Annotated in this window: 22 protein-coding genes; 12 read left to right on the top strand and 10 right to left on the bottom strand. The window is 72.1% G+C overall.

Annotation, left to right across the window (positions count from 1 at the left end; genetic code table 11):
- Positions 1-61: 61 nt before the first annotated feature.
- Positions 62-1,162: a citrate synthase 2 gene (locus tag ACFY6U_RS26170; RefSeq protein WP_294003455.1), complete on the bottom strand. Its 1,101-nt coding sequence runs from the start codon at positions 1,160-1,162 to the stop codon at positions 62-64.
- A gap of 145 nt (positions 1,163-1,307) precedes the next feature.
- Between ACFY6U_RS26170 and pdxH the strand changes: the two genes are divergently transcribed.
- Complete coding sequence (gene pdxH / locus ACFY6U_RS26165; RefSeq protein WP_390041994.1) at positions 1,308-2,000, top strand: pyridoxamine 5'-phosphate oxidase; 693 nt, start codon at positions 1,308-1,310, stop codon at positions 1,998-2,000.
- A gap of 529 nt (positions 2,001-2,529) precedes the next feature.
- On the opposite strand, the gene ACFY6U_RS26160 is transcribed toward pdxH, so the two are convergent.
- Entirely contained in the window at positions 2,530-3,177 is a 648-nt protein-coding gene (locus tag ACFY6U_RS26160; RefSeq protein WP_390041992.1) for a class I SAM-dependent methyltransferase, read from the bottom strand.
- A 74-nt stretch (positions 3,178-3,251) separates the two neighbouring features.
- On the opposite strand from ACFY6U_RS26160, the gene ACFY6U_RS26155 reads away from it, so the two are divergent.
- Together ACFY6U_RS26155 and ACFY6U_RS26150 are read left to right on the top strand one after the other, a co-directional pair.
- On the top strand, positions 3,252-3,692 hold the full coding sequence (locus ACFY6U_RS26155) for a GNAT family N-acetyltransferase (RefSeq protein WP_390041990.1): 441 nt from the start codon (positions 3,252-3,254) through the stop codon (positions 3,690-3,692).
- A 114-nt stretch (positions 3,693-3,806) separates the two neighbouring features.
- Positions 3,807-5,228 carry a PAS domain-containing protein gene (locus ACFY6U_RS26150; RefSeq protein WP_390041988.1) on the top strand — a complete coding sequence of 474 codons (1,422 nt, stop codon included), beginning with the start codon at positions 3,807-3,809 and terminating at the stop codon, positions 5,226-5,228.
- Positions 5,229-5,240: 12 nt separating this feature from the next.
- Here ACFY6U_RS26150 and ACFY6U_RS26145 read toward each other — a convergent pair whose 3' ends face one another.
- Positions 5,241-5,996, bottom strand: a complete 756-nt coding sequence (locus tag ACFY6U_RS26145; RefSeq protein ID WP_390041986.1) for an SIS domain-containing protein — start codon at positions 5,994-5,996, stop codon at positions 5,241-5,243.
- Between the two features lie 307 nt (positions 5,997-6,303).
- Here ACFY6U_RS26145 and ACFY6U_RS26140 point away from each other — a divergent pair, with 307 nt between their 5' ends.
- Positions 6,304-6,996 carry a metal-dependent transcriptional regulator gene (locus tag ACFY6U_RS26140; protein ID WP_093501586.1) on the top strand — a complete coding sequence of 231 codons (693 nt, stop codon included), beginning with the start codon at positions 6,304-6,306 and terminating at the stop codon, positions 6,994-6,996.
- 544 nt (positions 6,997-7,540) lie between these two features.
- On the top strand, positions 7,541-8,401 hold the full coding sequence (locus ACFY6U_RS26135; protein WP_390041984.1) for an alpha/beta fold hydrolase: 861 nt from the start codon (positions 7,541-7,543) through the stop codon (positions 8,399-8,401).
- 136 nt (positions 8,402-8,537) lie between these two features.
- Here ACFY6U_RS26135 and ACFY6U_RS26130 read toward each other — a convergent pair whose 3' ends face one another.
- From ACFY6U_RS26130 to ACFY6U_RS26120, 3 genes are all read right to left on the bottom strand, one after another.
- A complete protein-coding gene (locus ACFY6U_RS26130; protein ID WP_390041982.1) occupies positions 8,538-10,130 on the bottom strand; it encodes a transporter in 1,593 nt (530 codons plus the stop codon).
- Entirely contained in the window at positions 10,127-10,900 is a 774-nt protein-coding gene (locus tag ACFY6U_RS26125; RefSeq protein ID WP_351484209.1) for an ABC transporter ATP-binding protein, read from the bottom strand. The genes ACFY6U_RS26130 and ACFY6U_RS26125 overlap by 4 nt, the downstream gene beginning before the upstream one ends.
- 282 nt (positions 10,901-11,182) lie before the next feature.
- The gene (locus ACFY6U_RS26120) at positions 11,183-11,845 is read right to left on the bottom strand and encodes a bifunctional DNA primase/polymerase (RefSeq protein WP_390041980.1); all 663 of its coding nucleotides are present in this window, start codon (positions 11,843-11,845) and stop codon (positions 11,183-11,185) included.
- 274 nt (positions 11,846-12,119) lie between these two features.
- Between ACFY6U_RS26120 and ACFY6U_RS26115 the strand changes: the two genes are divergently transcribed.
- Both ACFY6U_RS26115 and ACFY6U_RS26110 read left to right on the top strand, forming a co-directional pair.
- Positions 12,120-13,505 carry a transcriptional regulator gene (locus tag ACFY6U_RS26115; RefSeq protein ID WP_366356063.1) on the top strand — a complete coding sequence of 462 codons (1,386 nt, stop codon included), beginning with the start codon at positions 12,120-12,122 and terminating at the stop codon, positions 13,503-13,505.
- A gap of 199 nt (positions 13,506-13,704) precedes the next feature.
- Positions 13,705-15,366, top strand: a complete 1,662-nt coding sequence (locus ACFY6U_RS26110; RefSeq protein ID WP_390041978.1) for a hypothetical protein — start codon at positions 13,705-13,707, stop codon at positions 15,364-15,366.
- Positions 15,367-15,402: 36 nt separating this feature from the next.
- Here ACFY6U_RS26110 and ACFY6U_RS26105 read toward each other — a convergent pair whose 3' ends face one another.
- Complete coding sequence (locus tag ACFY6U_RS26105) at positions 15,403-16,719, bottom strand: ABC transporter substrate-binding protein (RefSeq protein ID WP_390041976.1); 1,317 nt, start codon at positions 16,717-16,719, stop codon at positions 15,403-15,405.
- Positions 16,720-16,891: 172 nt separating this feature from the next.
- Between ACFY6U_RS26105 and ACFY6U_RS26100 the strand changes: the two genes are divergently transcribed.
- A complete protein-coding gene (locus tag ACFY6U_RS26100) occupies positions 16,892-17,338 on the top strand; it encodes a hypothetical protein (RefSeq protein ID WP_390041974.1) in 447 nt (148 codons plus the stop codon).
- 63 nt (positions 17,339-17,401) lie between these two features.
- Positions 17,402-18,286: a formyltetrahydrofolate deformylase gene (gene purU / locus ACFY6U_RS26095; protein ID WP_390041972.1), complete on the top strand. Its 885-nt coding sequence runs from the start codon at positions 17,402-17,404 to the stop codon at positions 18,284-18,286.
- A 220-nt stretch (positions 18,287-18,506) separates the two neighbouring features.
- Here purU and ACFY6U_RS26090 read toward each other — a convergent pair whose 3' ends face one another.
- Together ACFY6U_RS26090 and ACFY6U_RS26085 are read right to left on the bottom strand one after the other, a co-directional pair.
- The gene (locus ACFY6U_RS26090) at positions 18,507-19,787 is read right to left on the bottom strand and encodes a maleylpyruvate isomerase N-terminal domain-containing protein (protein WP_390041970.1); all 1,281 of its coding nucleotides are present in this window, start codon (positions 19,785-19,787) and stop codon (positions 18,507-18,509) included.
- Positions 19,784-20,365: a sigma-70 family RNA polymerase sigma factor gene (locus ACFY6U_RS26085; protein WP_390041968.1), complete on the bottom strand. Its 582-nt coding sequence runs from the start codon at positions 20,363-20,365 to the stop codon at positions 19,784-19,786. Before ACFY6U_RS26085 ends, ACFY6U_RS26090 begins: the two co-directional genes overlap by 4 nt.
- Before the next feature lie 356 nt (positions 20,366-20,721).
- On the opposite strand from ACFY6U_RS26085, the gene ACFY6U_RS26080 reads away from it, so the two are divergent.
- Both ACFY6U_RS26080 and ACFY6U_RS26075 read left to right on the top strand, forming a co-directional pair.
- A complete protein-coding gene (locus ACFY6U_RS26080) occupies positions 20,722-21,096 on the top strand; it encodes an STAS domain-containing protein (protein ID WP_390041966.1) in 375 nt (124 codons plus the stop codon).
- A gap of 165 nt (positions 21,097-21,261) precedes the next feature.
- Positions 21,262-21,774, top strand: a complete 513-nt coding sequence (locus tag ACFY6U_RS26075; RefSeq protein ID WP_390041964.1) for an EF-hand domain-containing protein — start codon at positions 21,262-21,264, stop codon at positions 21,772-21,774.
- Here ACFY6U_RS26075 and ACFY6U_RS26070 read toward each other — a convergent pair.
- Positions 21,758-23,299, bottom strand: coding sequence for a class I adenylate-forming enzyme family protein (locus tag ACFY6U_RS26070; RefSeq protein WP_390041962.1), 1,542 nt, complete (start codon positions 23,297-23,299; stop codon positions 21,758-21,760). The two genes, ACFY6U_RS26075 and ACFY6U_RS26070, sit on opposite strands and share 17 nt — an antisense overlap.
- 144 nt (positions 23,300-23,443) lie before the next feature.
- Between ACFY6U_RS26070 and ACFY6U_RS26065 the strand changes: the two genes are divergently transcribed.
- On the top strand, positions 23,444-24,574 hold the full coding sequence (locus tag ACFY6U_RS26065) for an acyl-CoA dehydrogenase family protein (RefSeq protein ID WP_390041960.1): 1,131 nt from the start codon (positions 23,444-23,446) through the stop codon (positions 24,572-24,574).
- Position 24,575 lies beyond the last annotated feature (1 nt).

Below are 24,575 nucleotides of genomic sequence, written 5' to 3'. Positions count from 1 at the left end.
GAGGAACTGCGCGACCGGCCACGATGCGCCCGCAGTCGCTCACGCACCCCAGCCGGCCCCCTCAGTGGGCGATATCCGCAAACCCCCCGATGTCCTGAGGCTTCCGCACCCCCGGCCCCACATACCGCGCCGACGGCCGCACCAACCGCCCCGTCCGCTTCTGCTCAAGAATGTGCGCCGACCACCCCGCGGTCCTCGCACACGTGAACATCGACGTGAACATGTGCGCCGGCACCTCCGCGAAGTCCAGCATGATCGCCGCCCAGAACTCCACGTTCGTGGCCAGCACCCGGTCCGGCCGCCGATTGTGCAGCTCCTCCAGCGCCGCCTTCTCCAACGCCTCCGCGATCTCGAACCGCGGCGCTCCCAGCTCCCGCGCCGTCCGCCGCAACACCCGCGCCCGCGGATCCTCCGCCCGGTACACCCGGTGCCCGAACCCCATCAGCCGCTCACCACGGTCCAGCGCCCGTTTGACGTACCCCACCGCGTCCCCGGTCCGCTCGATCTCCTCGATCATCCCGAGCACCCGCGACGGCGCACCCCCGTGCAGCGGCCCCGACATGGCCCCCACCGCACCCGACAGCGCCGCGGCGACATCGGCACCCGTAGAGGCGATCACCCGCGCCGTGAACGTGGACGCGTTCATCCCGTGCTCGGCAGCCGACGTCCAGTAGGCGTCCACAGCCGCCACATGCTTCGGATCCGGCTCCCCCCGCCACCGGATCATGAACCGCTCGACCACCGAGTGCGCCTTGTCGATCTCCCGCTGCGGCACCATCGCCAGCCCCTGCCCGCGCGCCGACTGGGCGACGTACGACAGCGCCATGACCGCGGCCCGCGCCAGGTCCTCCCGGGCCTGGTCGGCATCGATGTCCAGGAGCGGCTTCAGCCCCCACACCGGCGCCAGCATGGCGAGCGCCGACTGCACGTCCACCCGGATGTCACCCGAATGGACGGGGATCGGGAACGGCTCGGCCGGCGGCAGCCCAGGATTGAACGCCCCGTCGACGAGCAGCCCCCACACGTTCCCGAACGAGACGTGCCCGACCAGATCCTCGATGTCGACGCCCCGGTACCGCAGGGCGCCGCCCTCCTTGTCCGGCTCGGCGATCTCCGTCTCGAACGCGACGACTCCTTCGAGCCCAGGCACGAAGTCCGACATGGGGCGGCTCCTCAAGGGTGTAGGCGGAGGCAACTGCACCATAACCCCGAGTGCCAGAGATGGGGAGCCCAGCGGCACTCAGTGCCACCATGGGTATGCGTCACATGTGCCCCGGCCCCATATGTGCATACGGCAAGATGACCGCGTGACCGACCGCGACGCCGCCGCCTCCGACGAACCCATCCTCGACCCCGCCGCGATGCGCAAGCACTACCGGGCCGAGGGCCTCGAAGAGCACGACCTGGCCGCACACCCCATGGACCAGTTCACCCGCTGGTTCGAACAGGCCGCGCGGGCCGCCGCCGACGGCATGATCTACGAACCCAACGCGATGGTCATCGCCACCGCCGACGCCGAGGGCCGCCCCAGCTCCCGAACGGTTCTCATGAAGCAGTACGACACCCGCGGCTTCGTCTTCTACACCAACTACGACTCTCGCAAGGCCCAGGACCTCGCCGCGAACCCGTACGTCTCGCTGGTCTTCCCCTGGCACGCCATCGCCCGCCAGGTCGTCGTCACCGGCACCGCCCGCCGCACCGGCCGCGACGAGACCGCCGCCTACTTCCGCACCCGTCCGCACGGCTCCCAGCTCGGCGCCTGGGCCAGCGCCCAGTCCACGGTCATCTACTCCCGCGCCGAACTCGACGCCTCCTACGCGGAGCTCAGCGCCCGCTACCCCGAGGGCGAACAGGTCCCGGTCCCCCCGCACTGGGGCGGCTTCCGCATCGCGCCCCAGACCGTCGAGTTCTGGCAGGGCCGCCAGAACCGCCTCCACGACCGCCTCCGCTACGTCGCCGACCCCGCCGGCACCTGGCACGTGGAACGCCTCAGCCCCTGACGCCCCAGGGACCTACCGGCCCTGAAAACGCAGACGACCCGCGAGCTCGGGTCCCTCCGCCTGACGGCGGAGAAGCCGGCCGGACGTACCGGCGAGCTCGCGGGTCGGGTGACTGCTTGGGATTGGGCCGGCTGAGTGTTTCGAGCACACTCTGGTCCGGCACCGCACATCGTGTGGTGGCGAGCCGCTAGCCCGCAGCCACCTCGCGCGTCCGGGTTTCACTCATTTACCCGATCACCTCCTTTCGGCGTACTCGCCACCCTAAGAAGCTCCTGGGACGGACTCAACTGTTTTTTGGAGATGCTTGCGGAGACGCTTCACGCTGGGTGCTGTAGCCGTACCCGTCGCCCCGCTGTGGAAGTCGCAGATGCCAGTGCGAGACATTGAGGCGGCCCTGGGGCGTGGCCGACGGACAGCGCGTCGAGGGTGTGTGTCTTGCCGAGGCCAGTCGCCACGCGGTTGGCCATGGTGAGGTGGCCGGGGCAGGCATGTGGGGGTCGGCCCGATTTCCCTGCTAGGTGACCGAGCCTCACCGCTTGCGGGCCAGTATTTGCACGGCCTGCGACTGGTGGCCGTTCATCGTGGTGATCTTGATCGGGCGCTCGTCCACCAGGTCGAAGTCGGACAGGAGGGTGTGCAGCTCAGAGATGTCGTGGTGTCGGCAGACCGCGCCGTCGTCGGTGGTGAACACCCCGTAAGGGGTGTTGAACCGGTTGGCGTGGGTGGCGTAGCGATTCCGGTTTCGTTCGTCGTCCTGCAGGACCATGTCGCTGACGTAGAGCAGCCCGCCGGGTGTCAGGAGGCGGTTGAGCTCGGTGAAGAGTGCTTGCTGGGTGTCGTCGTCCGGGATGCAGGTCAGCACGGCGAACAGCAGGACGACATCGAAGGTCTCGGGCTCGGATGGCAGTTCCGGTGGGGACGAAAGGACCGTGAACCGCAGGTCCGGCCTCAGTCGGCGTGCGCGTGCGATCAGTGTGGGAGAGGGGTCCGCGCCGGACACGTCGGAGAAGCCGTGTTCGCTCAGTTCGGCGGTGACGCGTCCGTATCCGCAGCCGTAGTCCAGGATCCGCGCGGTCCGGTTGACTTCGGTCAGCCAGGTGAGGTTCACGGGGTGGGTGAACGTCTTCGTGGCTCCGGCGCCGTCCCAGTACGCGCTCTGATTGCCGAGATCCTTCATGCGCGTGCAGCGTACGGCTCCGTGGTGCTTTCCTGCGGTGCTGGTTGATCGGTTTCTGAGTCGGAGGGTGCGGCGTGAGCGGGTTCCGGGTGGGGCTTGTGGGCGGGGACGAGGCGCTGGAGGAGTGGCTGTATGTGCACAACGTCGTCGTGCCGCCTGCTGCGATGTCGGTCGGGGAGGCGCGGGAGCGGCTTGCGCGTGGGTATCGGCTGGAGAACGCGTACGACGGGGAGGTGCTGGTGGGGTGTTCGACCGTGCGGCCTGTCGTCGGTGGGGTGGTGACGGTGATCGCGCGGGTGTTGCCGGAGTTTCGGCGGCGGGGGTTCGGGGCGGCCTTGTACGAGCATGCGCTCGGGTACGCGCGTGTGCAGGGGGCCGAGGTCGTCGAGACGTGTGTGCTGGGCGTCAACGAGGACGGGTTGCGGTTCGCGCGGCGGTACGGGTTTGCCGAGGTGGAGCGGTATGTGCTCGACGGGGAGGGGGACGAGTGGGTGGATCTGCGGCTCGCGCTGTGAGGGGGCGGCGGGCGGTGGGTTGCAACGATTCCTTCAATCTTGCGGGAACACAGTGTGGGCTGCGTCACGTTCGAGTTGAATGAAGGGCAGTGAGTGAGCCTGATGGGGGTCCAGGTGAGTGCTTCCCGGCGTAGTGGGGCCACGGACGAGTTGGGGCCCGACGAGCCCGAGCCGGAGTCGGAGCGGGATGTTCCGGAGGACTCGGGTGGTTCCGACCTGCTCGCGGCGCTGCTCGACGGCATGGACGCGGCACTGTGTGCCTTCGACGCGGACGGTTTCGTCACGCACTGGAACCGCGAGGCCGAGCGGATTCTGGGGTGGACGGCGGCCGAGGCGGTGGGCCGGCACGGGTTCGCCGGGTGGGCGGTGCGGGAGGCGGACGCCGACGAGGTGGAGGGGCGGCTGCTGTCGGCCATGCATGCCCCGGGGCGTCAGGTGCACGAGTTCGCGCTGCTCACGAAGGACGGCGGACGGGTGCTCGTACGGACGCAGTCGGCGGCCGTGCGCGGGCCGGACGGGAAGCCGGCGGGGGTGTACTGCGCGTTCAGCGAGGTGCACGCGCAGATCGACCTGGAGCGGTCGATCGCGCTGAGCGAGGCGCTGTTCGAGGACGCGGCCTGGGGTGTGGTCGTCGTGGACGCGGATCTGCGGCCCGCCGTGGTCAACGCGTATGCCGCGCGGGCGCTCGGTACCGGGCGTACGTCGGCGCTCGGGCGGCCGCTGGGGGAGTTGCTGGCGCTGGGTGTCGAGGACCTGGAGAGCGCGCTGACGCATGTGCTGGCCGAGGGGGCGCCGCCCGCGCCGGCCGAGATGTGGCTGAGCGTGCGGACGCCGGAGGGGGAGCAGCGGCGCTGCTGGCGGTCGGGGTTCCTGCGGCTGGCGTCGCCGCTTGCGGAGGAGCCGGTGCCGCTCGGGGTCGGCTGGCTGTTCCAGGACGTCACGGAGGCCAAGCACGCCGAGCAGGAGGCGGCGATGCTGCGCTTCCGGGCCAACCAGCTGCATCGTGCGGCCCGTGCGGCCGCGGAGTGCGAGGACCCGGCGGAGGCGGCCACCGTCCATCTGGACTTCGCGCTGGCCGGGTTCGCCGACCATGCGGTGATCGACCGGGTGGTGGGCGGTTCCCGGGCCGACGGTGAGGTGGGGCCGGTGCGGCTGGTGCGGATCGCGGCCACGCCGTCGGGGGCGCCGGGGCCGAGCATGCTGACGGGCGCGGCGGGGCTGCCGGTGCGCTACGAGGAGGGGCATCCGGCGTTGCAGTGCGTGGCGCGGGCCGGGAGTGTGCGGGCGGATGCCGGTTCGGTGCCGCTTGACCGGGCGAGGGCCTGGGCGCTGGAGCGGCAGTGGCCCGGGGACGCGGTGCACGCGTTGTGCGCGGTGCTGCGCAGCCGGGGGCGGACGCTGGGTGTGGTGACGTTCCTGCGCGGGGCGGGCCGCAGCCGTTTCGAGCGGGCCGACGCGACGTACGCCGAGGACGTGGGGGTACGCATCGCTACCGCGCTGGATCTCGCCCACCTCGTGAAGGACCGGCAGCAGTAGCGGCCGGCGGCTTCATTGCCGGTAGAAGATCCGGTCGCGGTACTCCTCGAACACGCGGGCGTTCCATTCGTGGCCGCCGTCGACGTTGCCGGAGCGCAGCAGCGGGGGTTCGGTGCCGCGGTCGGCGAGGGTGGCGGCGGTGGTGGCCAGGACCGCCTGGAGCAGGGCGCTGGTGACGACCGTGGAGGCGGGTGCGAAGGGGGCCGGGATGGTGTCGAGGGTGAGCTCGGCGTCGCCGACGGCGATCTTCGAGTCGAGGACGATGTCGCAGTGGTCCTTGAGGTAGGTGCCGGAGGTGTGCCGGGAGGTGGTCTCGCCGGCGTACGCGACCGATGTGACGCCGATGACCTTGGCGCCGCGGTCGCGGGCGCTGATGGCCATCTCGACGGGCAGGGCGTTGCGGCCGGACAGGGAGATGATCACGAGGGCGTCGCCGGCGCGCAGGGGTGAGGTGTCGAGGACGGCGGTGGCGAGTCCGTCGACGCGTTCGAGGCGGGAGCCGAGGGTGGCGGGCATCACGTCGACGCCGACGAGGCCGGGGGCGGCGAGGAGGTTCATGAGGGCGAGGCCGCCGGCGCGGTAGACGACGTCCTGGGCGGCGAGGGAGGAGTGCCCGGCGCCGAAGGCGAAGAGGCGGCCGCCGGAGGTGACGGTGTCGGCGAGGAGGGTGCCGGCCGCGGCGATGGCCTCGGCCTCCTCGTCGCGGACCCGTTGCAGGAGGCCGATGGCGGCGTCGAAGAACAGGTCGGCGGGCGTGCCGTCGCTCATGCGGTGCCCCTTCGCAGCGTCAGCGTCTGTGTCTCTGTGTCGCGGATCACCCTCAGGTCTGGACCAGTGTGGTGTCAATACGGCCGGTGGTTCCGTGCGACTGCCCGCGGCTGAAGGAAACGGCCGGGACAGCGCCCCTCAGGGGCGCGGGGAACTGCGCGACCAGCCCCCACCGGCCGGCGGGCGAAGGACGGCCCGCGCCCCCGTTCCTCCGGTGTCCCCCGCTTGTCAGTGGGATCCGGCAGAATTGGTTGCAGGGCCAGCGCACGCCGCCGGGGCTTCCGGCAGAGGTAATCGAGGGGCACGAATGTCCGGACTGATCGACACCACGGAGATGTATCTCCGCACCATCCTCGAGCTCGAAGAGGAAGGCGTCGTCCCCATGCGCGCCCGCATCGCGGAGCGGCTCGACCAGAGCGGGCCGACGGTGAGCCAGACGGTGGCGCGGATGGAGCGGGACGGTCTGGTGTCCGTCGCCACCGACCGGCACCTGGAGCTGACCGACGAGGGGCGCAGGCTGGCGACGCGTGTGATGCGCAAGCACCGGCTCGCCGAGTGCCTGCTGGTCGACGTGATCGGCCTGGAGTGGGAGCAGGTGCACGCCGAGGCGTGTCGCTGGGAGCACGTGATGAGCGAGGCCGTGGAGCGGCGCGTCCTGGAGCTGCTGCGGCACCCGACCGAGTCGCCGTACGGCAATCCGATCCCGGGCCTGGAGGAGCTGGGCGAGAAGGACGGCGCGGACCCGTTCCTGGACGAGAGCATGGTGTCGCTGGCCGACCTGGACCCGGGCGCGGACGGCAAGACGGTGGTGGTGCGCCGGATCGGCGAGCCGATCCAGACCGACGCGCAGCTGATGTACACGCTGCGGCGGGCGGGTGTGCAGCCCGGTTCGGTGGTGAGCGTGACGGAGGCGGCCGGCGGGGTGCTGGTGGGCAGTGGCGGCGAGGCGGCCGAGCTGGAGGCGGACGTCGCCTCCCACGTGTTCGTCGCCAAGCGCTGAGCGCCGGAACCGGAGCGCCGTCGAAGCCGGAGCACGGTCGAAGCCGGAGCGCCGTCGTAGTCGGATGATCATTCAACTTCCGTTTCCTGTGCGGGAGTTGGCCCTTGCCTTCGGTGCCCCGCCCCGGTGTGTCGAACGCGTCGAATCCAAGATTCAGTGTGCCGAATCGCAGCGCCGGAACGTTTCGCGTGCAAGGCTGTCGCGAGAGGCATATGACCTGAGGGGGGCGGGGAGGATGTGCCGAAGACGTGGGATTGGCCCCGGTACCTTTCGGTACCGGGGCCTGTCCTCCCCAGTGCTGACCCGGAGCCCCGAGCTCTCAGGGTCATCCCCTCGGACCGTTTTCCCCGAGCGGTCCGCCCCCCGCAGAACAAATCCCCCCGCCGGCGCCGATCATGCCTGGGCGGGGGTCACTCGAATGAGGGGTGTTGACCGCAGGAACCCGATTTTCGAATAGGAGTTCGATAGTCTGCAGCGGTACCGGAGCACCACGAAGCGATACGAGGCGACACTAGGCACGCGGAGCTAGGGGGGTGCCAGGCCCATGGCACGGCGCATCGACGTGACAGGAGCCGGCGGCGTACACCTCGCCGCCTGGGAGTTCGCGGACCCGCCCAAGGCGGAGGATCCGGCCCACTCGTCTCCCGGTGTGCTGTTACTGCACGGCCTGATGGGCCGCGCCTCGCACTGGGCGTCCACCGCCCGCTGGCTCGCCGACCGCCACCGTGCCGTCGCCCTGGACCAGCGCGGCCACGGCCAGAGCGACAAGCCCCCGCAGGCCGCCTACACCCGCGAGGCGTACGTCGAGGACGCCGCGGCCGCCGTCGAGCAGCTGGACCTCGCCCCGGCCGTGCTCATCGGCCACGCCATGGGCGCGCTGACCGCCTGGCAGCTCGCCGCGAAGCGCCCCGAACTGGTGCGGGGCCTGATCATCTGCGACATGCGGGCCTCCGCGCTCGGCGCGGCCTCGCAGCGCGAGTGGGCCGACTGGTTCAGGTCGTGGCCCGTTCCCTTCGCCACGCTCGCCGACGTACGCAAGTGGTTCGGCGAGGACGATCCCTGGGTGGAGCGGCCGAACCCCGCGCGCGGGGAGTTCTACGCCGAGGTGATGCACGAGTGCGCCGACGGCTGGCGGCCCGTGTTCGATCCCGACCGGATGCTGAGGTCCCGGGAGACCTGGGTGTACGACGCGCACTGGGAGGAGCTGGCCCAGGTGCCGTGCCCCACGCTGGTCGTGCGCGGGGTGGACGGCGAGCTGGGGCGGGCGGAGGCGCAGGAGATGGTCCGGGTGCTGCCCCGAGGGGAGTACGCCGAGGTGGCGGACGCCGGGCATCTGTTGCCTTATGACCGGCCGGAGGCTTGGCGGGCGGCCGTTGAGCCGTTTCTTGATCGGGTGGGGGAGTGAAGGGCGCCTCTGGGGGAGGGAGTGCGGGAGGTTCGGCGGGTGCGGGTGCGGGTGCGTGGTGGTTGCTCGCGCAGTTCCTCCCCCAGCCTTCGGCCGGGGGTACCCCCAGCGCCCATTACGGGGCGCGGTGCTGCAGCTAACCCTTGCTGACGGCGAGCAGGATCTCGGGCAAGCAGGCCGCCGTGCGCGGGGCCGCCGCGCGCAGTCCCGCCCACGTGATCGTCGCGCCGTAGGCCGCGCCCACCGGCAGCAGCAGCCAGGTCCACTCGTCGCCCCCCGCGCTGACGTTCAGTGCGATCGTCAGGGCGATGACGGGTGAGCACAGCAGGGCCGCCGAGACCATGCCGCCGAAGATCGCGATCCAGGCGAGGCCGGCCTGGCCGGGGGCGACGTTCTTGTGGCCCTCCTGGGGGATGGAGTACGGGAAGCGGGCGGAGGTCCAGGCGCCGGTCGCCAGCATCGCGCCGAGCAGGGCGAAGGAGAGGCCGAGCACCTCGGGCAGCCGGGGCCAGTCGCCCAGCAGGGCCGTGGTCAGGACGGTCACCAGCGTGGCGTACGGCAGGGTGATCAGCAGCAGGGCCAGCGCCCGCCCGCGCAGTTCGGCGTAGGCGTCCCGCGGGGACGAGATGGTCGTCGCCACCATCCAGAAGGCGGAGGTGTCCTGCCCGAACTGGTTGTACATCTGGATGCCGAGCATCCCGGCGGCGAAGCACGCGAAGTAGATCGACCCGGTGCCCTGCAGGGCATTGAAGACGGGCACGATCAGGCCGATGGCCAGCGAGGTCACCCAGGCGGCCTTGGTCTTGGGGTCGCGCCAGACGTAACGCAGGCTGCGCGCCATGACCGTACCGGTGCGCCCGCCGGGCAGCCGCCGCCCCAGACCGCCGCCTTCCGGTGAACGGCTCCGGGTGGCCGCGTCGGGCGCCTGGAGCGTGGAACCGTCGGGTGAGGTCATCAGCCGGGTCAGCGTCCGGGCCCAGGCGCCGACGAGCAGCACCAGCGCGGCGAGGGACAGGGCGAGCTGGAGGACCGCCGTGCCGTACGATCCCTCGCTCGCCGAGTGCACCGCGCCGATCGCCGACGCGGGCGGCAGCCACCGCACCACGTCGGCCACCGGCGCGAGCCGTCCCAGTCCGGCCGAACCGAGGCTCTGCGCGCCGAAGTTGACGAGCTGCGCCCCGACGGCGATGACCAGGCCGCTCAGGACGGCCAGGTCACGTCCCTTGCGGCTGCTGAGCAGCCGGACGTTCGCGGTGGCCACGGCGCGCGCGAGGGCCACGCAGACCAGCAGGGCGAGGGCCACGGCGACGACCGCGACGCCGTAGCCGGCCGCACCGTGCGCCACCGACACCGCGCAGCCCACCAGCAGCACCAGGCTGAACAGCGGACCGATGCCGACCAGCGAGGCGGCCAGCAGGGCCCGTACCAGCGGCCGGGGCCGCAGCGGGAGCATCGCCAGCCGGGTCGGGTCCAGGGTCTCGTCGCCGCCCGGGAAGAACAGCGGCATGAAGGCCCACCCCAGCGCCAGCACGGCGGCCCCCAGGACGGCCACCGCGTCCGCGTGCGCGTGGCCGCGCAGGAGGACCAGGCCCAGCAGTTGCAGGGCCGCGAACAGCAGCGCGGCGACCGCCGACGCGACGAACGCGGCCCGCCGGCCGCCGGACTGCCGCAGCCCGTTGCGCAGCAGCGACAGCTTCAGCCGTACGACGGTGGCGGTCACGTCGGTCATCGGGCCGCCCCGCCGCCCAGCCAGTCCAGGTCGGAGGCCGCGTCCCGCCCGCTCGCCCCGACGAGTTCGAGGAACGCGGCCTGGAGGTTGGGATGCGCCCCGCGTACTTCTTCCAGCGTCCCGGTCGCGCGGATCCGGCCGGCCGCCAGCACCGCGACCCAGTCGCACAGCGACTCGACGAGCTCCATGACGTGGGAGGAGAAGACCACGGTCGCGCCGGAGGCGGTGTACCGCTCCAGGACGCCGCGGATGGTCTGCGCGGACACCGGGTCGACGCCCTCGAACGGCTCGTCCAGGAAGAGGACTTCGGGGTTGTGGAGGAGAGCGGCGGCGAGCCCGATCTTCTTGCGCATGCCGGTCGAGTAGTCGACGACGAGTTTGTGCTGGGCGCCGGCCAGGTCGAGCACGTCGAGGAGCTGGGTGGCCCGCTTGTCGACCTCGGCGCCGGGGAGGCCGCGCAGGCGGCCGGAGTAGCCGAGCAGTTCGCGGCCGGAGAGCCGCTCGAAGAGCCGGAGGCCTTCGGGGAGGACGCCGATGCGGGCCTTCACGGCCACCGGGTCCCGCCACACGTCGTGGCCGACGACCTCGACGGAGCCCTGATCCGGGCGGAGCAGTCCGGTCACCATCGAGAGGGTGGTGGTCTTGCCGGCGCCGTTGGGTCCGACGAGCCCGACGAACTTCCCGGCCGGCAACGACAGGTCGATCCCGCCGACGGCCACCTGCTGCCCAAACCGTTTCCAGAGCCCACGAACACGTACGGCATCGGTCATGGATGAACCCTAAGGGGGCGGCGAGGTTTCGAGGGTGCGGGTGGGTGGGGGCTGAGGCGGGGGGTGTCGCTTACCGGCGCCGGCAGGGTGCCGCTGCGCCCACCCGTGCCGCCCTGCGGCACGCCTGCCCGCAGCTGGGCAGCTGTGAGAGGGGCGGCTGGACAGCGCCCCGTAATGGGTGCTGGGGGTGCCCCCGGCCGAAGGCTGGGGGAGGAACTGCGCGAGCAACCACACGCGACCTGTACTCGCGCACACACCGCACCCGGCAGCCCCATAGGCGCCCTACCGATCCCTCCCGCACGCATACGCCAACGGCGAGATCAGCTCCTCCGCATCCGGCAGCCACCGGTTCGCAGCCGTCGGCCGGCACGCCCACTGCACGGCCCCCCGCGACCCGTACCGCGTCGGCGGCGCCGGCACGTACGCACCCTCGCCCAGCGCCGTGAGGTCCAGCGACGCGGGCGACCAGCCCAGCTTGCGGACCAGATCCGGAACCTTCACCGACGCCCCGGGAAGAACGAAGAACTGCATCCGGCGGTCGGGCGTCAGGGTCACCGGCCCCAGCGTCAGCTCCATCCGCTCCATGCGCGCCAGCGCGAGAAACCCCGCCGTCTCCGGGACGGACAGCGCGTCGAAGGTACGTCCCGTCGGCAGCAGGATCGACGCCGTCGGCTGCTTCTGCCACATCCGGCGCGCCACCGTCGCACTGCCGGTGGCCTGCGTCGCCCAGTCCGGGCGCGCCGCGTGCGCGCCGGGCGCGACGCACGCGACCTCACCACAGGAACAGCGTTGCACCCCCTCGACCGCTTCCAGCCAGGTGCCGGGGAAGACGTCCCAGTGGCGCTCCTCGGCGTAGCGTACGGCGGTGTCCAGCAGCGATTCCCCGCGCTGCTTCGGAATCTGAGCGGCTTCGGCGCCGACGATCGTCTCTTCCACGCTCAACACAACTCCCGCACCCACCTGGAGTTACGGGCGTAACGCGCGCGGGGGAGGAGCATCTTCTCCGCAACTGGGGCGCATGGATGCATGTGTGGGGGCGCGCAGGAGGAACCGGGGCGTGAGCGGGTAGTCACACGTGGGGGGTCGGTGGCGGTCGTCCCCGCAATTCCGCTGCCTTTACCCGGCAATCCTCGCATGTCCCGCATTTTCGGTATGTCCGCTGGGCAGTGATCGCAAAGGCCGGATCTTTTCCCTACAGGGAGTTCGCAGGGGGTACGCCATGGCCGCAAGGCCGCTTGTCGCGCGGCAGCCGAACGAACGGTTGCAGGCGCTCATCCAGGAGGCGGGGTGCTCGAACGCCGGGCTGGCCCGCCGGGTCAACATGTGCGGCGCCGAGCACGGTCTCGACCTGCGGTACGACAAGACGTCCGTGGCGCGCTGGCTGCGCGGCCAGCAGCCGCGGGGCCGGGCGCCCGCGATCATCGCCGAGGCGCTGGGGCGCAAGCTGGGCCGTACGGTCACGATCGACGAGATCGGCATGGCCAACGGCAAGAACCTCGCGTCGGGCGTCGGTCTCCAGTTCTCGCCGACGGTACTGGGGGCCATCGAGCAGGTCTGCGAGCTGTGGCGCAGCGACGTGGGGCGCCGGGACTTCCTGTCCGGTTCGTCGGTCGCCGCGTCCGCGCTGGTGGAGCCCAGCCGGGACTGGCTGATCTCGGCGCCGGACGCGCAGGTGGCGCGGCAGGCGGGGCCGCGGGTCGGGCAGTCGGACGTCGCGGCGGTGAAGGCGATGACGCAGGCGCTCACCGACCTCGACCACCAGTTCGGCAGCGGGCATGTGCGCCCGGTCGTCGTGCACTACCTCAACAGTGTCGTGTCCGGGCTGCTGGCCGGGTCCTACCGGGAGTCCGTGGGACGGGAGTTGTTCGCCGCGGTCGCCCGGCTCACCGAGCTGGCCGGGTACATGGCCGTCGACACCGGTCAACCCGGGCTGGCCCAGCGGTACTACATCCAGTCGCTGCGCCTCGCGCAGGCGGCCGGCGACCGTGGCTACGGCGGCTACGTGCTCGCGTCCTCCATGAGCCACCTCGCCGCGCAGCTCGGAAACCCGCGCGAGATCGCCCAGTTGGCGCGGGCGGCGCAGGAGGGGGCGCGGGGTCGCGTGACCCCCCGTGCGGAGGCGATGTTCTTCGCGGCCGAGGCCCGCGGCCATGCCCTGCTGGGCGATGTGCGGTCGGCTCAGGTGGCGTCCGGGCGGGCGGTGTCGGCGATGGAGGCGGCCGATCCGGCGTCCGGGGACGACCCGGCGTGGATCAGGCACTTCGACGAGGCCTATCTGGCCGACGAGTTGGCGCACTGCCACCGCGACCTGGGCCAGGCCGAGGCGGCCGCCCGGTGCGCGCAGCAGTCGCTGGACGGGCACCCGGAGACCCGGGCGCGGCGCCGGGCGATCGGCTATGTGCTCCTCGCCACAGCGCAGGTGCAGCAGCGCGAGATCGAACAGGCCTGTGCCACCGGGACGAAGGCGGTCGAGCTGCTGGAGACGGTCCGCTCCAACCGGGGTGCCGAGTACCTGGAGGACTTCCAGCAGCGGTTGGAGCCGTTCCGGGACGAACCCGTGGTCAGGGAGTTCGGAGCGCGTCTGGATCTGCAGGCGGCCGCATGAATTCCTGCCCCGCGGTTGCGTGAACATGTGGGAAACCACGCCTTGTCGCGCAAGAAGCGGCATGTACAGCGCACCGCGGGGCGGTTTTGTTACTGCTGTCACAGGGAACAAGATCGCGCCCTTGGCTGCGTGGCACCCTGCTGAGGTGACCCGGTAGCGTGAGCCCGATTCACAAGGTCCCCCATTAGTAGGAGTCCCGGTGACGCAGAGTGGACAGGGCGAGCCCGCGCGCGAAGGCATCGTGCTGCCCTCCGACGGTGGCGAGCCGCTGCTGCCGGGTATGACGGGCGGACCCGTCCCCGCAGCGCAGCCGCCCGCGCCGGCCGCCGCGCCGCCCGAGGGCCAGTCGTGGGGCCAGCCGTGGGGCCCCGGCCACCAGCAGGGCCCGCAGCCCCAGCAGCCCGGCCAGGGCTGGCCGCAGGCGGCCGGCCAGGAGTGGGCCGCTCCGGAGCAGCTCCCGGCCGCCTGGAGCGCCCAGTCGCACGCGGCCCAGTCGCAGGCCGCCCAGCCGCATGCCGCCCGGCCCCACACCGACCAGCCCCAGGCCCAGGCCCCCGGCGCCGGTCCGCTCCCGCCGGAGGGAGCGCCCGCCCCGTCGTACGGCGGCGGCTACGAGCAGTCGTACGGCTACGGCGCTCCCCAGCCCCAGCAGCCGTACGGCGCCCCGCTGCCCCAGGCCCTCGGCCAGGACCCCTACGGCGCTCCGGGCGCCGCGCTGCCGCCCGCCGTCCCGCAGGGGGGCCACGGCGGCTACGGCGGTGCGCTGCCGCCCGCCGACGAGGGCGCCACCCAGTTCCTTCCGCCAGTGCCGCCCGCGCCGGTGGGCGAGGGCGCCACGCAGTACATACCGCCGGTGCCGGCGGCCTCCGAGGGGGCCACCCAGCTCATACCGCCGGTGGGTCCCGGGGCGCTGCCGCCCGAGATGTCCCACGAGCAGACCACCTACCTCGGCGGCCCGCCCGCCCCCGCGGCGCACGCCGACGCCGACGCCACGCAGTACATCGCGCCGTACCCGGCCGCCGGCCCGCAGGACGGCGGCGCCGACCGGCAGCCGCCCGCCGAGTTCGACAACCTCTTCCGCAGCGCGCCCGGCGGCGAGCCCCCGGCCGCGTCCACGGCCCAGCTGCCGCGCTTCCAGCAGCAGCCCCAGAACGGCGCCTACCAGCAGCCGCCGGCGTACACCCCGCCCCCGGCGTCCTACGACCATGACGACGACGGCGGCCGCGGTGGCCGGGGCGGCAGGTCGAAGGTGCCGCTGATCGCGGCCGTCGGGATCGGCATCGCCGTGCTCGGCATCGGCGCCGGGGCCCTGTTCAGCGGGGGCGGCGGGGGCTCCGGCGACGCCGACAAGACGGTGGCCGCGTCCGCCCCGGCCTCCGACGGTTCCTCGTCGGCCGCGGCCGACCCCGCGAAGGCGCAGGCCGTCGCCCTGGACAAGCTGCTCGCCGACAGCGGCAGCAGCCGGGCCTCGGTGATCAACGCCGTCGCCCAGGTCAAGCAGTGCAAGAACCTCGACGGCTCCGCATCCGACCTGCGCAACGCCGCCCAGCAGCGCGCCGACCTGGTCACCCGGCTGTCGAAGCTGTCCGTCGACAAGCTGCCGGACAACGCCGAGCTGACCGCCTCCCTCACCAAGGCCTGGCAGGCCTCCGCGAACGCCGACAACCACTACGCGGCCTGGGCCGACCAGGCCAAGGGCAAACACGGCTGCCGCAAGGGCCAGGCCCGCACCACCGGCCAGACCGCCGCCGGCAACCGCGAGAGCGGCACCGCCAGCAGCCAGAAGGTGAAGGCGGCCGCGCTGTGGAACACGATCGCGAGCAAGTACGGACTGACCCAGCGGCAGCCGACCCAGCTGTGACCACGGCCGGCCGGCGCGCGCGGGTGCGCGTGCCGGTCAGCTCAGGTCGGCGTTCTCCAGGATCTTGGTCATGTCGAGGGCCTGCTTGTTCGCCGACTGCAGCAGGCCGCTCTTGACCGTCTGGACGTTCACGTCGGCGTTGACCAGCCGGGCGAAGCCGGCCGCGGCCAGCTTGCCCTGGTAGGGCCAGGACAGGGACGGGGTGAGGCCGCCGGTGGAGACCTTCAGGCCGTCGTTGAGGGTGTGCCGCACGCTGTCGGCGCTGACCTCGCCGTCGCCGATCTTCTCCAGCGCGGCGGTGAGGACCTGGTAGGCGATCCAGGTGGTCTGCACGCCGGCGTCGGCCGGGTCGATCCGGTTGTCGCCGAAGGCCTCCTCGTTGATGACCTTCTTCATCTCGTCCCAGCGCGAGTCCGAGGCCACCGGGTACCAGCCGGTGATGTACGACCCCTCGTACGGGCCGCCCGCGCCGCCGGTGGAGTTGATCACCGTCTGGTCGACGCTGCCGACCTCGGCGGCCGTCTTCACGGCCGGGCGGCCCTGGCGGGCCCGCTGGAAGCTGTCCATGAAGGTGGCCGTGTGGTCACCGAGCTCGGGCACCACGCAGCCGGTCTTCCCCGAGTCCGAGCTGGCGCTCTGCAGCGCCTTCTGCGACTGCTGGTCGTACTCGGTGAGGTCCTCGGCCGCGAGCTGGTCGATCGCCTTGGCGTGGCCGGCCGCCTGCAGGCCCGAGTCGAGCAGCTGGGGCAGCTGGTCGCCGGCGATGCTGTCCGGGCGGACCAGGGTGACGGGGCCGCAGGTGTCGGCCAGGGCCTCCCCGAGCCCGGCCAGCAGGGTGAGCGAGCCGCCGTTGACCGGGTAGGAGACGGGGCTGGTGAACTCCTCGTTCGACGCGCCGTAGCCGCCTATGTAGGGAATGGCCGCGCCCTCCAGCGGGGCGAAGTAGGAGTCGCCGAACTGGCTGTAGGAGCCGACCACGGCGACGACGTTCTCGTCGACCGCGCGCTGGGCGCAGTTCGCGGCGCCCACGCTGGAGTTGTGGTCGTTGCAGGTGACGAGCTTGAGCTTGTGGCCGTGGATGCCGCCCTGGGAGTTGACCCACTTGATGTAGGCGGAGGCCATGGCGGGCATGCCGGGCTTGTTGGTGGCGCTGGTTCCCTGTGGCGCCCAGGTCATGACCTTGATGGAGTCGTCCGTCGAGGCCGACAGCCCCGGGACGACGCCGCAGCCGGCCGCGAGTGAGGCACAGGCCGTCATGGCCACGACGGAGAGAGCGGTGGCTCTGACGCGCCGGTGGGCCGCGGAAGGGATGCTGCTGGGGGTGGTGCTTGAGGTGGGGCGCCTGCCGGTCATGGACACGCACGATTCCGCCACATCGCTAACCCGGAAGTGACCCATGGTCAACGAGGGGTGACGTACAGGTGAATTACGGGGGTGTTGTTAAAGGTGTGTGACGAGGAACGTACGATCGACGACCGTGCAAGGTTCGGAGAACTCTTCCCGTCGCGGCCGTCGCTCCTCCACCATGGGCGGCATGCCACTCAACGACATGCCGTGGTGGCGCTGGCGCAGCAATGTGCGCTCCGCGCTGCACATGCTCTCCGACCCGGACTTCCAGCGGAACGTCTGGCTGGCCGGGCAGGAGGGGTACGGGGACGTGACCGACGCGGTCTACCGGCTGGTCGAGGACACCTGGCTGGACAACTGGTCCGCGGAGAAATACGTCGGGACGATATTCCGCGACTCGCAGGAGGCGGCGCTCGTCGACACCGCCGTGCTGCGGGTGCTGCGGATCATGCACCAGGTGGGGCCGGACGCGCAGGTCTCCGCGTACCTCGACCACCAGGGGTGGCCGGACGCGGTCCGGGCCGCCCGGGACGCGCACATACGCCTGGCGGCGAGCGACGGCGACGATCCGGACGTCCCGCCGCGCAGCCTCGACGTGCTGCAGATCATGACCCGGACCGCCTGAGCCGCCGGTCCGCGTGGCGGACAGGGACCGCCGGGGCGGGCGGGGCATGAGATTCTGTGGTGCATGACCGATCAGTCCACCCGAGCCCAGGCCGCCCCGGCCGACCAGTACGTCCTCACCCTCTCGTGCCCGGACAAAAAGGGCATCGTGCACGCCGTGTCGAGCTATCTGTTCATGACCGGCTGCAACATCGAGGACAGCCAGCAGTTCGGGGACCACGACACGGGTCTGTTCTTCATGCGCGTGCACTTCTCGGCCGACGCGCCGGTGACGGTCGACAAGCTGCGGGCGAGCTTCGCGGCGATCGGTGACTCCTTCCACATGGACTGGCAGATCAACCGGGCCGACGAGCGGATGCGCATCGTCCTCATGGTCAGCAAGTTCGGCCACTGCCTCAACGACCTGCTCTTCCGCGCCCGTATCGGCGCCCTGCCGGTGGACATCGCGGCCGTGGTCTCCAACCACACCGACTTCGCGGAGCTGGTGGACTCGTACCACATCCCCTTCCACCACATCCCGGTGACGAAGGAGACGAAGGCCGACGCCGAGGCCCACCTGCTCGACCTCGTCCGCGAGGAGAACGTCGAACTGGTGGTGCTGGCGCGCTACATGCAGGTCCTCTCGGACGACCTGTGCAAGCAGCTGAGCGGCCGGATCATCAACATCCACCACTCGTTCCTGCCGAGCTTCAAGGGTGCGAAGCCGTACCACCAGGCGCACGCGCGGGGCGTGAAGCTGATCGGTGCGACGGCGCACTACGTCACGGCGGACCTGGACGAGGGCCCGATCATCGAGCAGGAGGTCGAACGGGTCGGCCACGACGTCACCCCCGACCAGCTGGTCGCGATCGGCCGCGACGTGGAGTGCCAGGCGCTGGCGCGCGCGGTGAAGTGGCATGCGGAGCGCCGCATCCTGCTCAACGGCCGGCGGACGGTCGTTTTCGGCTGAGGGCACTTTTCCGTGCGGGGGGTTGGGCGTCGCCCGAGGGGCGGGGGGTTCTGTGAGATGGCGGCTGCGGGGGGTTCGTGGCTGGCCGCGCAGTTCCCCGCGCCCCTGAAAAGACGGGGCTGCGCCCCGCTTTCAGGGGCGCGGGGACTGCGCGAACGGCCCCCACCCGGCCGCAGTCGGCCGTACGGCGGAAACCACCCCGCCCCGTGGGCGAACGCTCCTACATCCGGCTCAGGCTCGCGGCAGCGAACAGTACGTCCCTGATCGCGGCCCGATCCCCCAGCTGACCCGCGGCCGCCTCCTCCGGAGGGACGTGGCCCGCGGCCAGCCGGCAGAACTCCACGTCGTCCAGCGCCACGTGCGCCACCTCGAACTCCGCCGAGCCCACCGCCCCGGGCGAGTCCAGCGGGATCACCCACTCGCCGCCGCCGTGGCCCTCGATCTCCAGCCGCAGGCTGCGGCCGGGCCGTCCCGCAGGGACCAGGTGGGGGGTCTGGCCGGGCGACGCCAGCCCCGCCCGTCGGCGCTCGGCCAGCACCGCGGGCAGCATCCGGGCCGCGAGGTCGATCATCCGGTGCAGGTGCCTGGGGGCCGGCGGCCCGTAGGGATAGTCCACGGCCTCCGCGATGTCCTCCGCGTGCACCCAGCACTCGAAGGCCCGGTCCAGCATCGCGTCGTGCAACGGCAGTTCGAAGTCGCCGTACGACACCCCGAGGCGCCCGGCGCCGCCGCCGGTGAAGGAGACGGTCTGCACCAGCCGGTGGCTCTGCTCCCGCCAGGGCACCCGCACCGCACGCGTCGGCGGGAAGTGCGAGGCCTGCCAGAACGCCTCGGTACGGGCGGCCGGGCCCTGTGCGCGGGACTCCCCGAGCGGGTCGTCCAGGCCCAGCGCCGTCGCCACCAGCCCGTCCACGGTCAGCAGATGCGCGATCACGCCGGCGACCGTCGTACGGCGGGACGCCGCCGCCTCGCCGTCGAACCAGCGCAGCCGCACGGGCGTGTGCCACTCCGCGTCGCCGATGTCCTGGAGCAGGGCGTCCAGGCGGGCGGTCTCCGCGTCGTAGGGCGCCGCCCAGGCGGGAATCGGGATCCTGGCCGGCCGGCGGTCCAGACAGGCCTCCAGGACCCGGGTGCGCAGGCCGGGGTCGAGGTCCAGGCTCTCCGGCTGGTGCAGCAGGCCGACCGCCTCGCGCAGCCGCCGCGCCTCGTCCGCGCAGGCCCCGCAGTCCCCGAGGTGGGCCTCGACGGCGAGGGACTCCGCCGTCGAGCACGCGGCCAGCGCCCACGCGCCGAGCATCGACTTCAGGACGTCGTGCGACAGCTTCAGCGGTACGGGCGGCGGGCCGGCGGTCTCGGGCAGCGGCTGCCCGCCGTCCTCGACGGAGCTGCGGGGCAGCGGTATGCGCGGCGGCCGGCCGAAGTCGCCGCCGCCGTCCCGGGGCACGTCACCGTCCCCGGAGCCGGTGCCGTCGTGCGCCCCGGAGAACTCGGCGCCGGTCACCGCCCACCTCCGTATCCGGGAGGCGTCCCGGCGTCGTGCGCGGTGGACAGCAGTTGCAGGCCCAGGCGCAGCCGGCGGCGGGCCTCGTCCTCGGTGACGCCGAGGTCCACCGCGGTCTGCCGGTAGTCGCGGCGCTGGAAGTAGGCGAGTTCCAGGGCGGCGCGCAGCGGGGTCGGCATGGAGTGCACGATGTAGTCCGCGCGGGCCGCGACGGAAGCCCGCCGCACCTTGTGCTCCAGCTCCTCCGCGGCCTGCGGGGAGCCGCTGTCGCCGGGGGCGAGCGCGGCGGTCTCGGTGGCCCTCAGGCGCTGCACGGCGAGCCGGTGGGCCAGCGCGGCGAGCCAGGAGCGCAACGGCCCCTGCCGGGGGTCGTAGGCGTCGGGGTGCTCCCAGACGTGGGCGAAGACCTCGCGGGTTATGCCGTCGGCGGCCCGCTCGTCCCCGAGGACGCGGTGCGCGAGCCCGTGCACGAGCGAGGCGAAGCGGTCGTACAGCTCACCGAGGGCGGCCGCCTCGCCGCGGGCGAGCCGCTGCTGCATCTTGCGGTCCCAGCGGGGCGGTACGTCCTTCTTCACCATGCGGCCCCCTCCCCGTGCCCGTGTCCAGCGTGTCTCCACCGTCACCTCGAATGTAGTCGGCACGTCCGGCAACGCACGCCCCTTTATGGCAATGCGCGCCCCCTGACGGACCGCAGGTGGTAGTAGGCGCTTCCGGTACTCCTCCACTGTTCGGCTCTCACGCGCGTCTCCGGCCAAACCTTCTGTTTCTGATCGAACAGGACTGACCGTGACCGAAACAAGACCCTTCTCGATCGGTGTTCGTTTGTCATCCGGGGTTTCGGGGAACGGCCGCTGGGCAGCCGCGCGACAAGAAGCGTAGGAACACGCTCCGTTTCCGGGCGGTTCCGGAGATCCGGCGAGCGGAGGGCTGAGCCGTGGCTTTCAAGGTGACCGACGTCGAACAGGGCGAGTGGGCCGTGCTCGGGGTGTCGGGCGAACTGGATCTGGTGACCTCGCCGGTGCTGCGCCAGCGGGTGCACGACGCGGTCGCCGAGGGCCACCACAGCCTGGTCCTCGACCTGTCCGACGTCTTCTTCTGCGACTCCAGCGGGGTCGGCGTCCTCATCGCCGCCCGCCGCCTGATCCGCTCCTGCCGGGGCCGCCTGCGGCTGATACTGCCCGCCCACGGCGCGAGTGACGGTTCTCACGTCAACCGGGTCCTCGGCGCCCTCGGCGTACGACGGCTCTTCGACGTCTACGCCGACATCGACAGCGCGACCACCGACGAGGAGGACCCGCTGTCGGCTTAGCGGCGCCCCGCGCCCCATAGCCGACGATTACGACAGTGCCACGTTGTTGTCGCAGAATTCCCCCGGTCTTGGCGCAACCGTCGTTTTCGCGCTCTCCGGCCGCCGCCGCGTCGTACGCTCCCTGCGAGATGAACCCCCACGTCACGTAAGGCGGCCCGAACAGACATGGTCAGCACCGAGTACGAGCGACGGATCGCCGCCCGGTTCGCAACCTTCGACCAGGACGGCAACGGCTGGATCGACCGCGAGGACTTCAACTCGGCGGCCAAGGCACTCCTCGCCGAGTTCGGCGCCGCCGCCCGCTCCGACAAGGGCCAGGCCCTGTACGCCGGTGCGGAGGCCTTCTGGCAGGGCATGGCCGGCATGGCGGACCGGGACGGCGACCAGCGCATCACCCGCCAGGAGTTCGTGAGCGGCGCGGTCAAGCGGCTGCACGACAACCCCGAGCGGTTCGGCGAGATCGCCCGCCCCTTCCTGCACGCGGCCCTGGCCCTCGCGGACGACGCGGGCACCGGCGCGGCGACCGTCGCCGACACCGCGCGCGTGCTGCGCGTCCTCGGGGTCGCCCCGGACCTCGCGCAGGCGATCGCGTCGGGCCTCGACACCGACGGCGACGGCAACGTGGCGGAGGCCGAGATCGTCCCCGCGTTCGCCCGCTACTTCACGATCCCCGAGTAGCGCTCCCGGGGGCCGGAGCGGGAACCTCGGAGAACCGTTCGCGCAGCTTGTACTTGAGCACCTTGCGCAGCGTCTCGTTGCGCGGCAGGGCGTCCACCACCTCCAGGCGCTCCGGCAGCTTGTGCACCGACAACCCTTCCGCGCGCAGGTACGACACCGCCTCCGGGAGGGTCAGCGCGACCGTGCCCGGCCGCTGTTCGACCACCGCGCAGACCAGTTCCCCGCGCTCCGCGTCCGGCAGTCCGACCACCGCCGCGTCGGCCACCACCGGGTGTGCGGCGAGCAGGTCCTCGATCTCCTTCGCCGAGATGTTCTCGCCCTTGCGGATGATCACGTCCTTGAGCCGCCCGGTGAGGACGAGATGGCCGGTCCCGGTCACCCGGCCCAGGTCGCCGGTGCGCAGGAAGCCCTCCTCGTCGAAGGCCGCGGCGGACTGCGCCGGATCCAGGTACCCCTGGCACACCGCCTCGCCGCGCAGCCACACCTCGCCGCCCTCCGCGATCCGTATCTCCATGCCCTCGGGCGGCTTCCCCTCGGTCGTCGCCAGGTTCTCCGCGGTGTCGTCCGGCGCCCCCATCGTGATCATCGGCACCTCGGTCATGCCGTACCCGTGCGTCAGCTGCACGCCCATCTCGCGCACCACCGCGTGGTAGACCTCCGGCGGCTTGGGCGCCCCGCCGCCGGCCAGCAGCCGCAGCGAGGGGATCACCGGCACCCCCGGCTGCTTGCGCTGCTCGGCCAGGAACATCGCGTAGAACGCCGTCGACCCGCCCGCCACCGTCACCCCGTGCCTGCGGTACTCCGGCAGTGCGTCCGGCAGCGCGAACTGCTCGAACATCACCGCCGGGAAGCCGTACAGCAGCAGCATCACCGTGTAGTCGGGGCCGGCGATGTGCGCGTACGGGAACGCCATGGAGCCCACGTCGTCCGCGGTGAGCCGCAGCGCGTGCGCGAGACACGAACCGCCCGCGATGAGCGAACGGTCCGTGTGCAGAACGCCCTTGGGGTCGGAGGTGGTTCCCGAGGTCCAGTAGATCCACCGGACGGAGGTGCCCTCGGCGGGCGGGGCGGGCAGCACGGCCGGATCGCCGTCGGGCAGGTCGTCGTACGCCTCGAAGATCCCCTTCGCGCCCAGCCGCCGCGCCATCTCCGTGTGGTCGAAGCCGCGCCACACGCCCGGTACCGCGAAGAACTCGGCCCTGGACTCGCGCAGCGCGAAGCCGACCTCGCGGTCCCGGTAGAAGGGGATGACGGGCGACTGCACGGCGCCGAGCCTGGCCAGCGCGAAGGACAGCACGGCCGTCTCGATCCGGGTCGGCAGCTGCCAGGCGACCACCGTGCCGGGGCGCACGCCCATGCCGTGGAGCCCGGCCGCGACGCGCTCGGCACGCGCGCGCAGCCCGCCGAAGGAGAGGGCGCGGTCGCCCTGGAGGAACACCGGCCGGTCGGGAGTGAGTCCGGCACGGCGGGCGACCAGGTCCCAGAGGGTGCGGGAGGTACTCAACTCGTGTGCGGCGGCGTTCATGGCGTCCCCCTGCCCAGCGGAATCCTGTAGCTGACGAGTCGTCAGATCGTAGGTCCTGCTGCCTTGTCGGTCCAGGGGCGCGGGGCTAGCCTGCGATGTCTGACGCAGTCTGACGCACCATCAGCTCCGTGGGGGTGTCTGCCGGTGGACCTGTCGTACACGCCCGAGGAGGAGGACTTCCGGGCGCGGCTGCGGGAGTGGCTCGCCAAGGCGCTGCCCGGCCTCCCGCCGAAGCCGCGACCCGAGGACTGGCCGGGCCGCCGCGCCTACGACCTCGGCTGGCAGCGCACGCTCTACGACGCCGGGTACGCCGACGTCCACTGGGACGCCTCCCCGACCACCCGGCTGATCTTCCTGGAGGAGACCGAGAAGGCCGGCGCGCCCTATGTGGGCGCCAACTTCGTCGGTCTGCTGCACGCGGGCCCCACCATCGCCGCCGAGGGCACCGCGGCGCAGCGGGCCCGCTGGCTGGCGCCGATCCTGCGCGGCGACGAGGTGTGGTGCCAGGGCTTCAGCGAACCGGACGCCGGCTCCGACCTGGCGGCGCTGCGCACGCGCGCGTGGCGCGACGGCGACGACTACGTGGTGAGCGGTTCCAAGATCTGGACCTCGCACGCGGAGGTCGCCGACTGGTGCGAACTGCTGGTGCGCACGGACCCGGAGGCGCCCAGGCACCGGGGCATCACCTGGCTGGCCATGCCCATGGACGCGCCGGGCATCACCGTGCGGCCGCTGCGCACGCTCGCCGGGTCCGCCGAGTTCGCCGAGGTGTTCCTCGACGAGGTGCGGGTGCCCGCGGCCAACCGGGTGGGCGCCGAGAACGACGGCTGGCGCGTCACCATGGTGACCCTCTCCTTCGAGCGCGGCACCGCCTTCGTCGGCGAGGTCGTCGCCTGCCGCCGGGTCCTGGGCGACCTCGCACGCGTGGCGCGCGAGAACGGCACCTGGGACGACTCGGAACTGCGCCGTCGCCTCGGCCGCCTGAACGCCGAGTTCCGGGCGCTGTGGCGGCTCACCCAGTGGAACGTCAGCGAGGCGGAGGGCAGGGGCGTGCCGGGCGTCGGCGGCTCGGTCTTCAAGCTGCGCTACTCGCACGCGCGGCAGGAGCTGTACGACGCGGCGGCCGCCGTGCTCGGCCCCGACGCGCTCGACCTGGACCGGGCGTGGGTCCTCGACCGGCTCTCCTCGCTCTCGTACACCATCGCGGCCGGGACCTCGCAGATCCAGCGGAACATCGTGGCCGAGCGGATCCTCGGGCTGCCGAAGGGGCGGTGAA

It is taken from the genome of Streptomyces sp. NPDC013157, from assembly GCF_042899865.1.
GTDB lineage: Bacteria > Actinomycetota > Actinomycetes > Streptomycetales > Streptomycetaceae > Streptomyces.
This window is presented reverse-complemented; position numbering and strand designations above follow the sequence as displayed.

Bases quoted from the DNA above. Each gene is read 5' to 3' on its own strand.
- purU (WP_390041972.1), top strand. From the start codon at position 17,402: ATGACCGATCAGTCCACCCGAGCCCAGGCCGCCCCGGCCGACCAGTAC.
- ACFY6U_RS26125 (WP_351484209.1), bottom strand. From the start codon at position 10,900: ATGACCGATGCCGTACGTGTTCGTGGGCTCTGGAAACGGTTTGGGCAG.
- ACFY6U_RS26160 (WP_390041992.1), bottom strand. From the start codon at position 3,177: ATGAAGGATCTCGGCAATCAGAGCGCGTACTGGGACGGCGCCGGAGCC.
- ACFY6U_RS26075 (WP_390041964.1), top strand. From the start codon at position 21,262: ATGGTCAGCACCGAGTACGAGCGACGGATCGCCGCCCGGTTCGCAACC.
- ACFY6U_RS26130 (WP_390041982.1), bottom strand. From the start codon at position 10,130: ATGACCGACGTGACCGCCACCGTCGTACGGCTGAAGCTGTCGCTGCTG.
- ACFY6U_RS26100 (WP_390041974.1), top strand. From the start codon at position 16,892: ATGGGCGGCATGCCACTCAACGACATGCCGTGGTGGCGCTGGCGCAGC.
- ACFY6U_RS26145 (WP_390041986.1), bottom strand. From the start codon at position 5,996: ATGAGCGACGGCACGCCCGCCGACCTGTTCTTCGACGCCGCCATCGGC.
- ACFY6U_RS26070 (WP_390041962.1), bottom strand. From the start codon at position 23,299: ATGAACGCCGCCGCACACGAGTTGAGTACCTCCCGCACCCTCTGGGAC.
- ACFY6U_RS26115 (WP_366356063.1), top strand. From the start codon at position 12,120: ATGGCCGCAAGGCCGCTTGTCGCGCGGCAGCCGAACGAACGGTTGCAG.
- ACFY6U_RS26105 (WP_390041976.1), bottom strand. From the start codon at position 16,719: ATGACCGGCAGGCGCCCCACCTCAAGCACCACCCCCAGCAGCATCCCT.
- ACFY6U_RS26170 (WP_294003455.1), bottom strand. From the start codon at position 1,162: ATGTCGGACTTCGTGCCTGGGCTCGAAGGAGTCGTCGCGTTCGAGACG.
- ACFY6U_RS26085 (WP_390041968.1), bottom strand. From the start codon at position 20,365: ATGGTGAAGAAGGACGTACCGCCCCGCTGGGACCGCAAGATGCAGCAG.
- ACFY6U_RS26140 (WP_093501586.1), top strand. From the start codon at position 6,304: ATGTCCGGACTGATCGACACCACGGAGATGTATCTCCGCACCATCCTC.
- ACFY6U_RS26135 (WP_390041984.1), top strand. From the start codon at position 7,541: ATGGCACGGCGCATCGACGTGACAGGAGCCGGCGGCGTACACCTCGCC.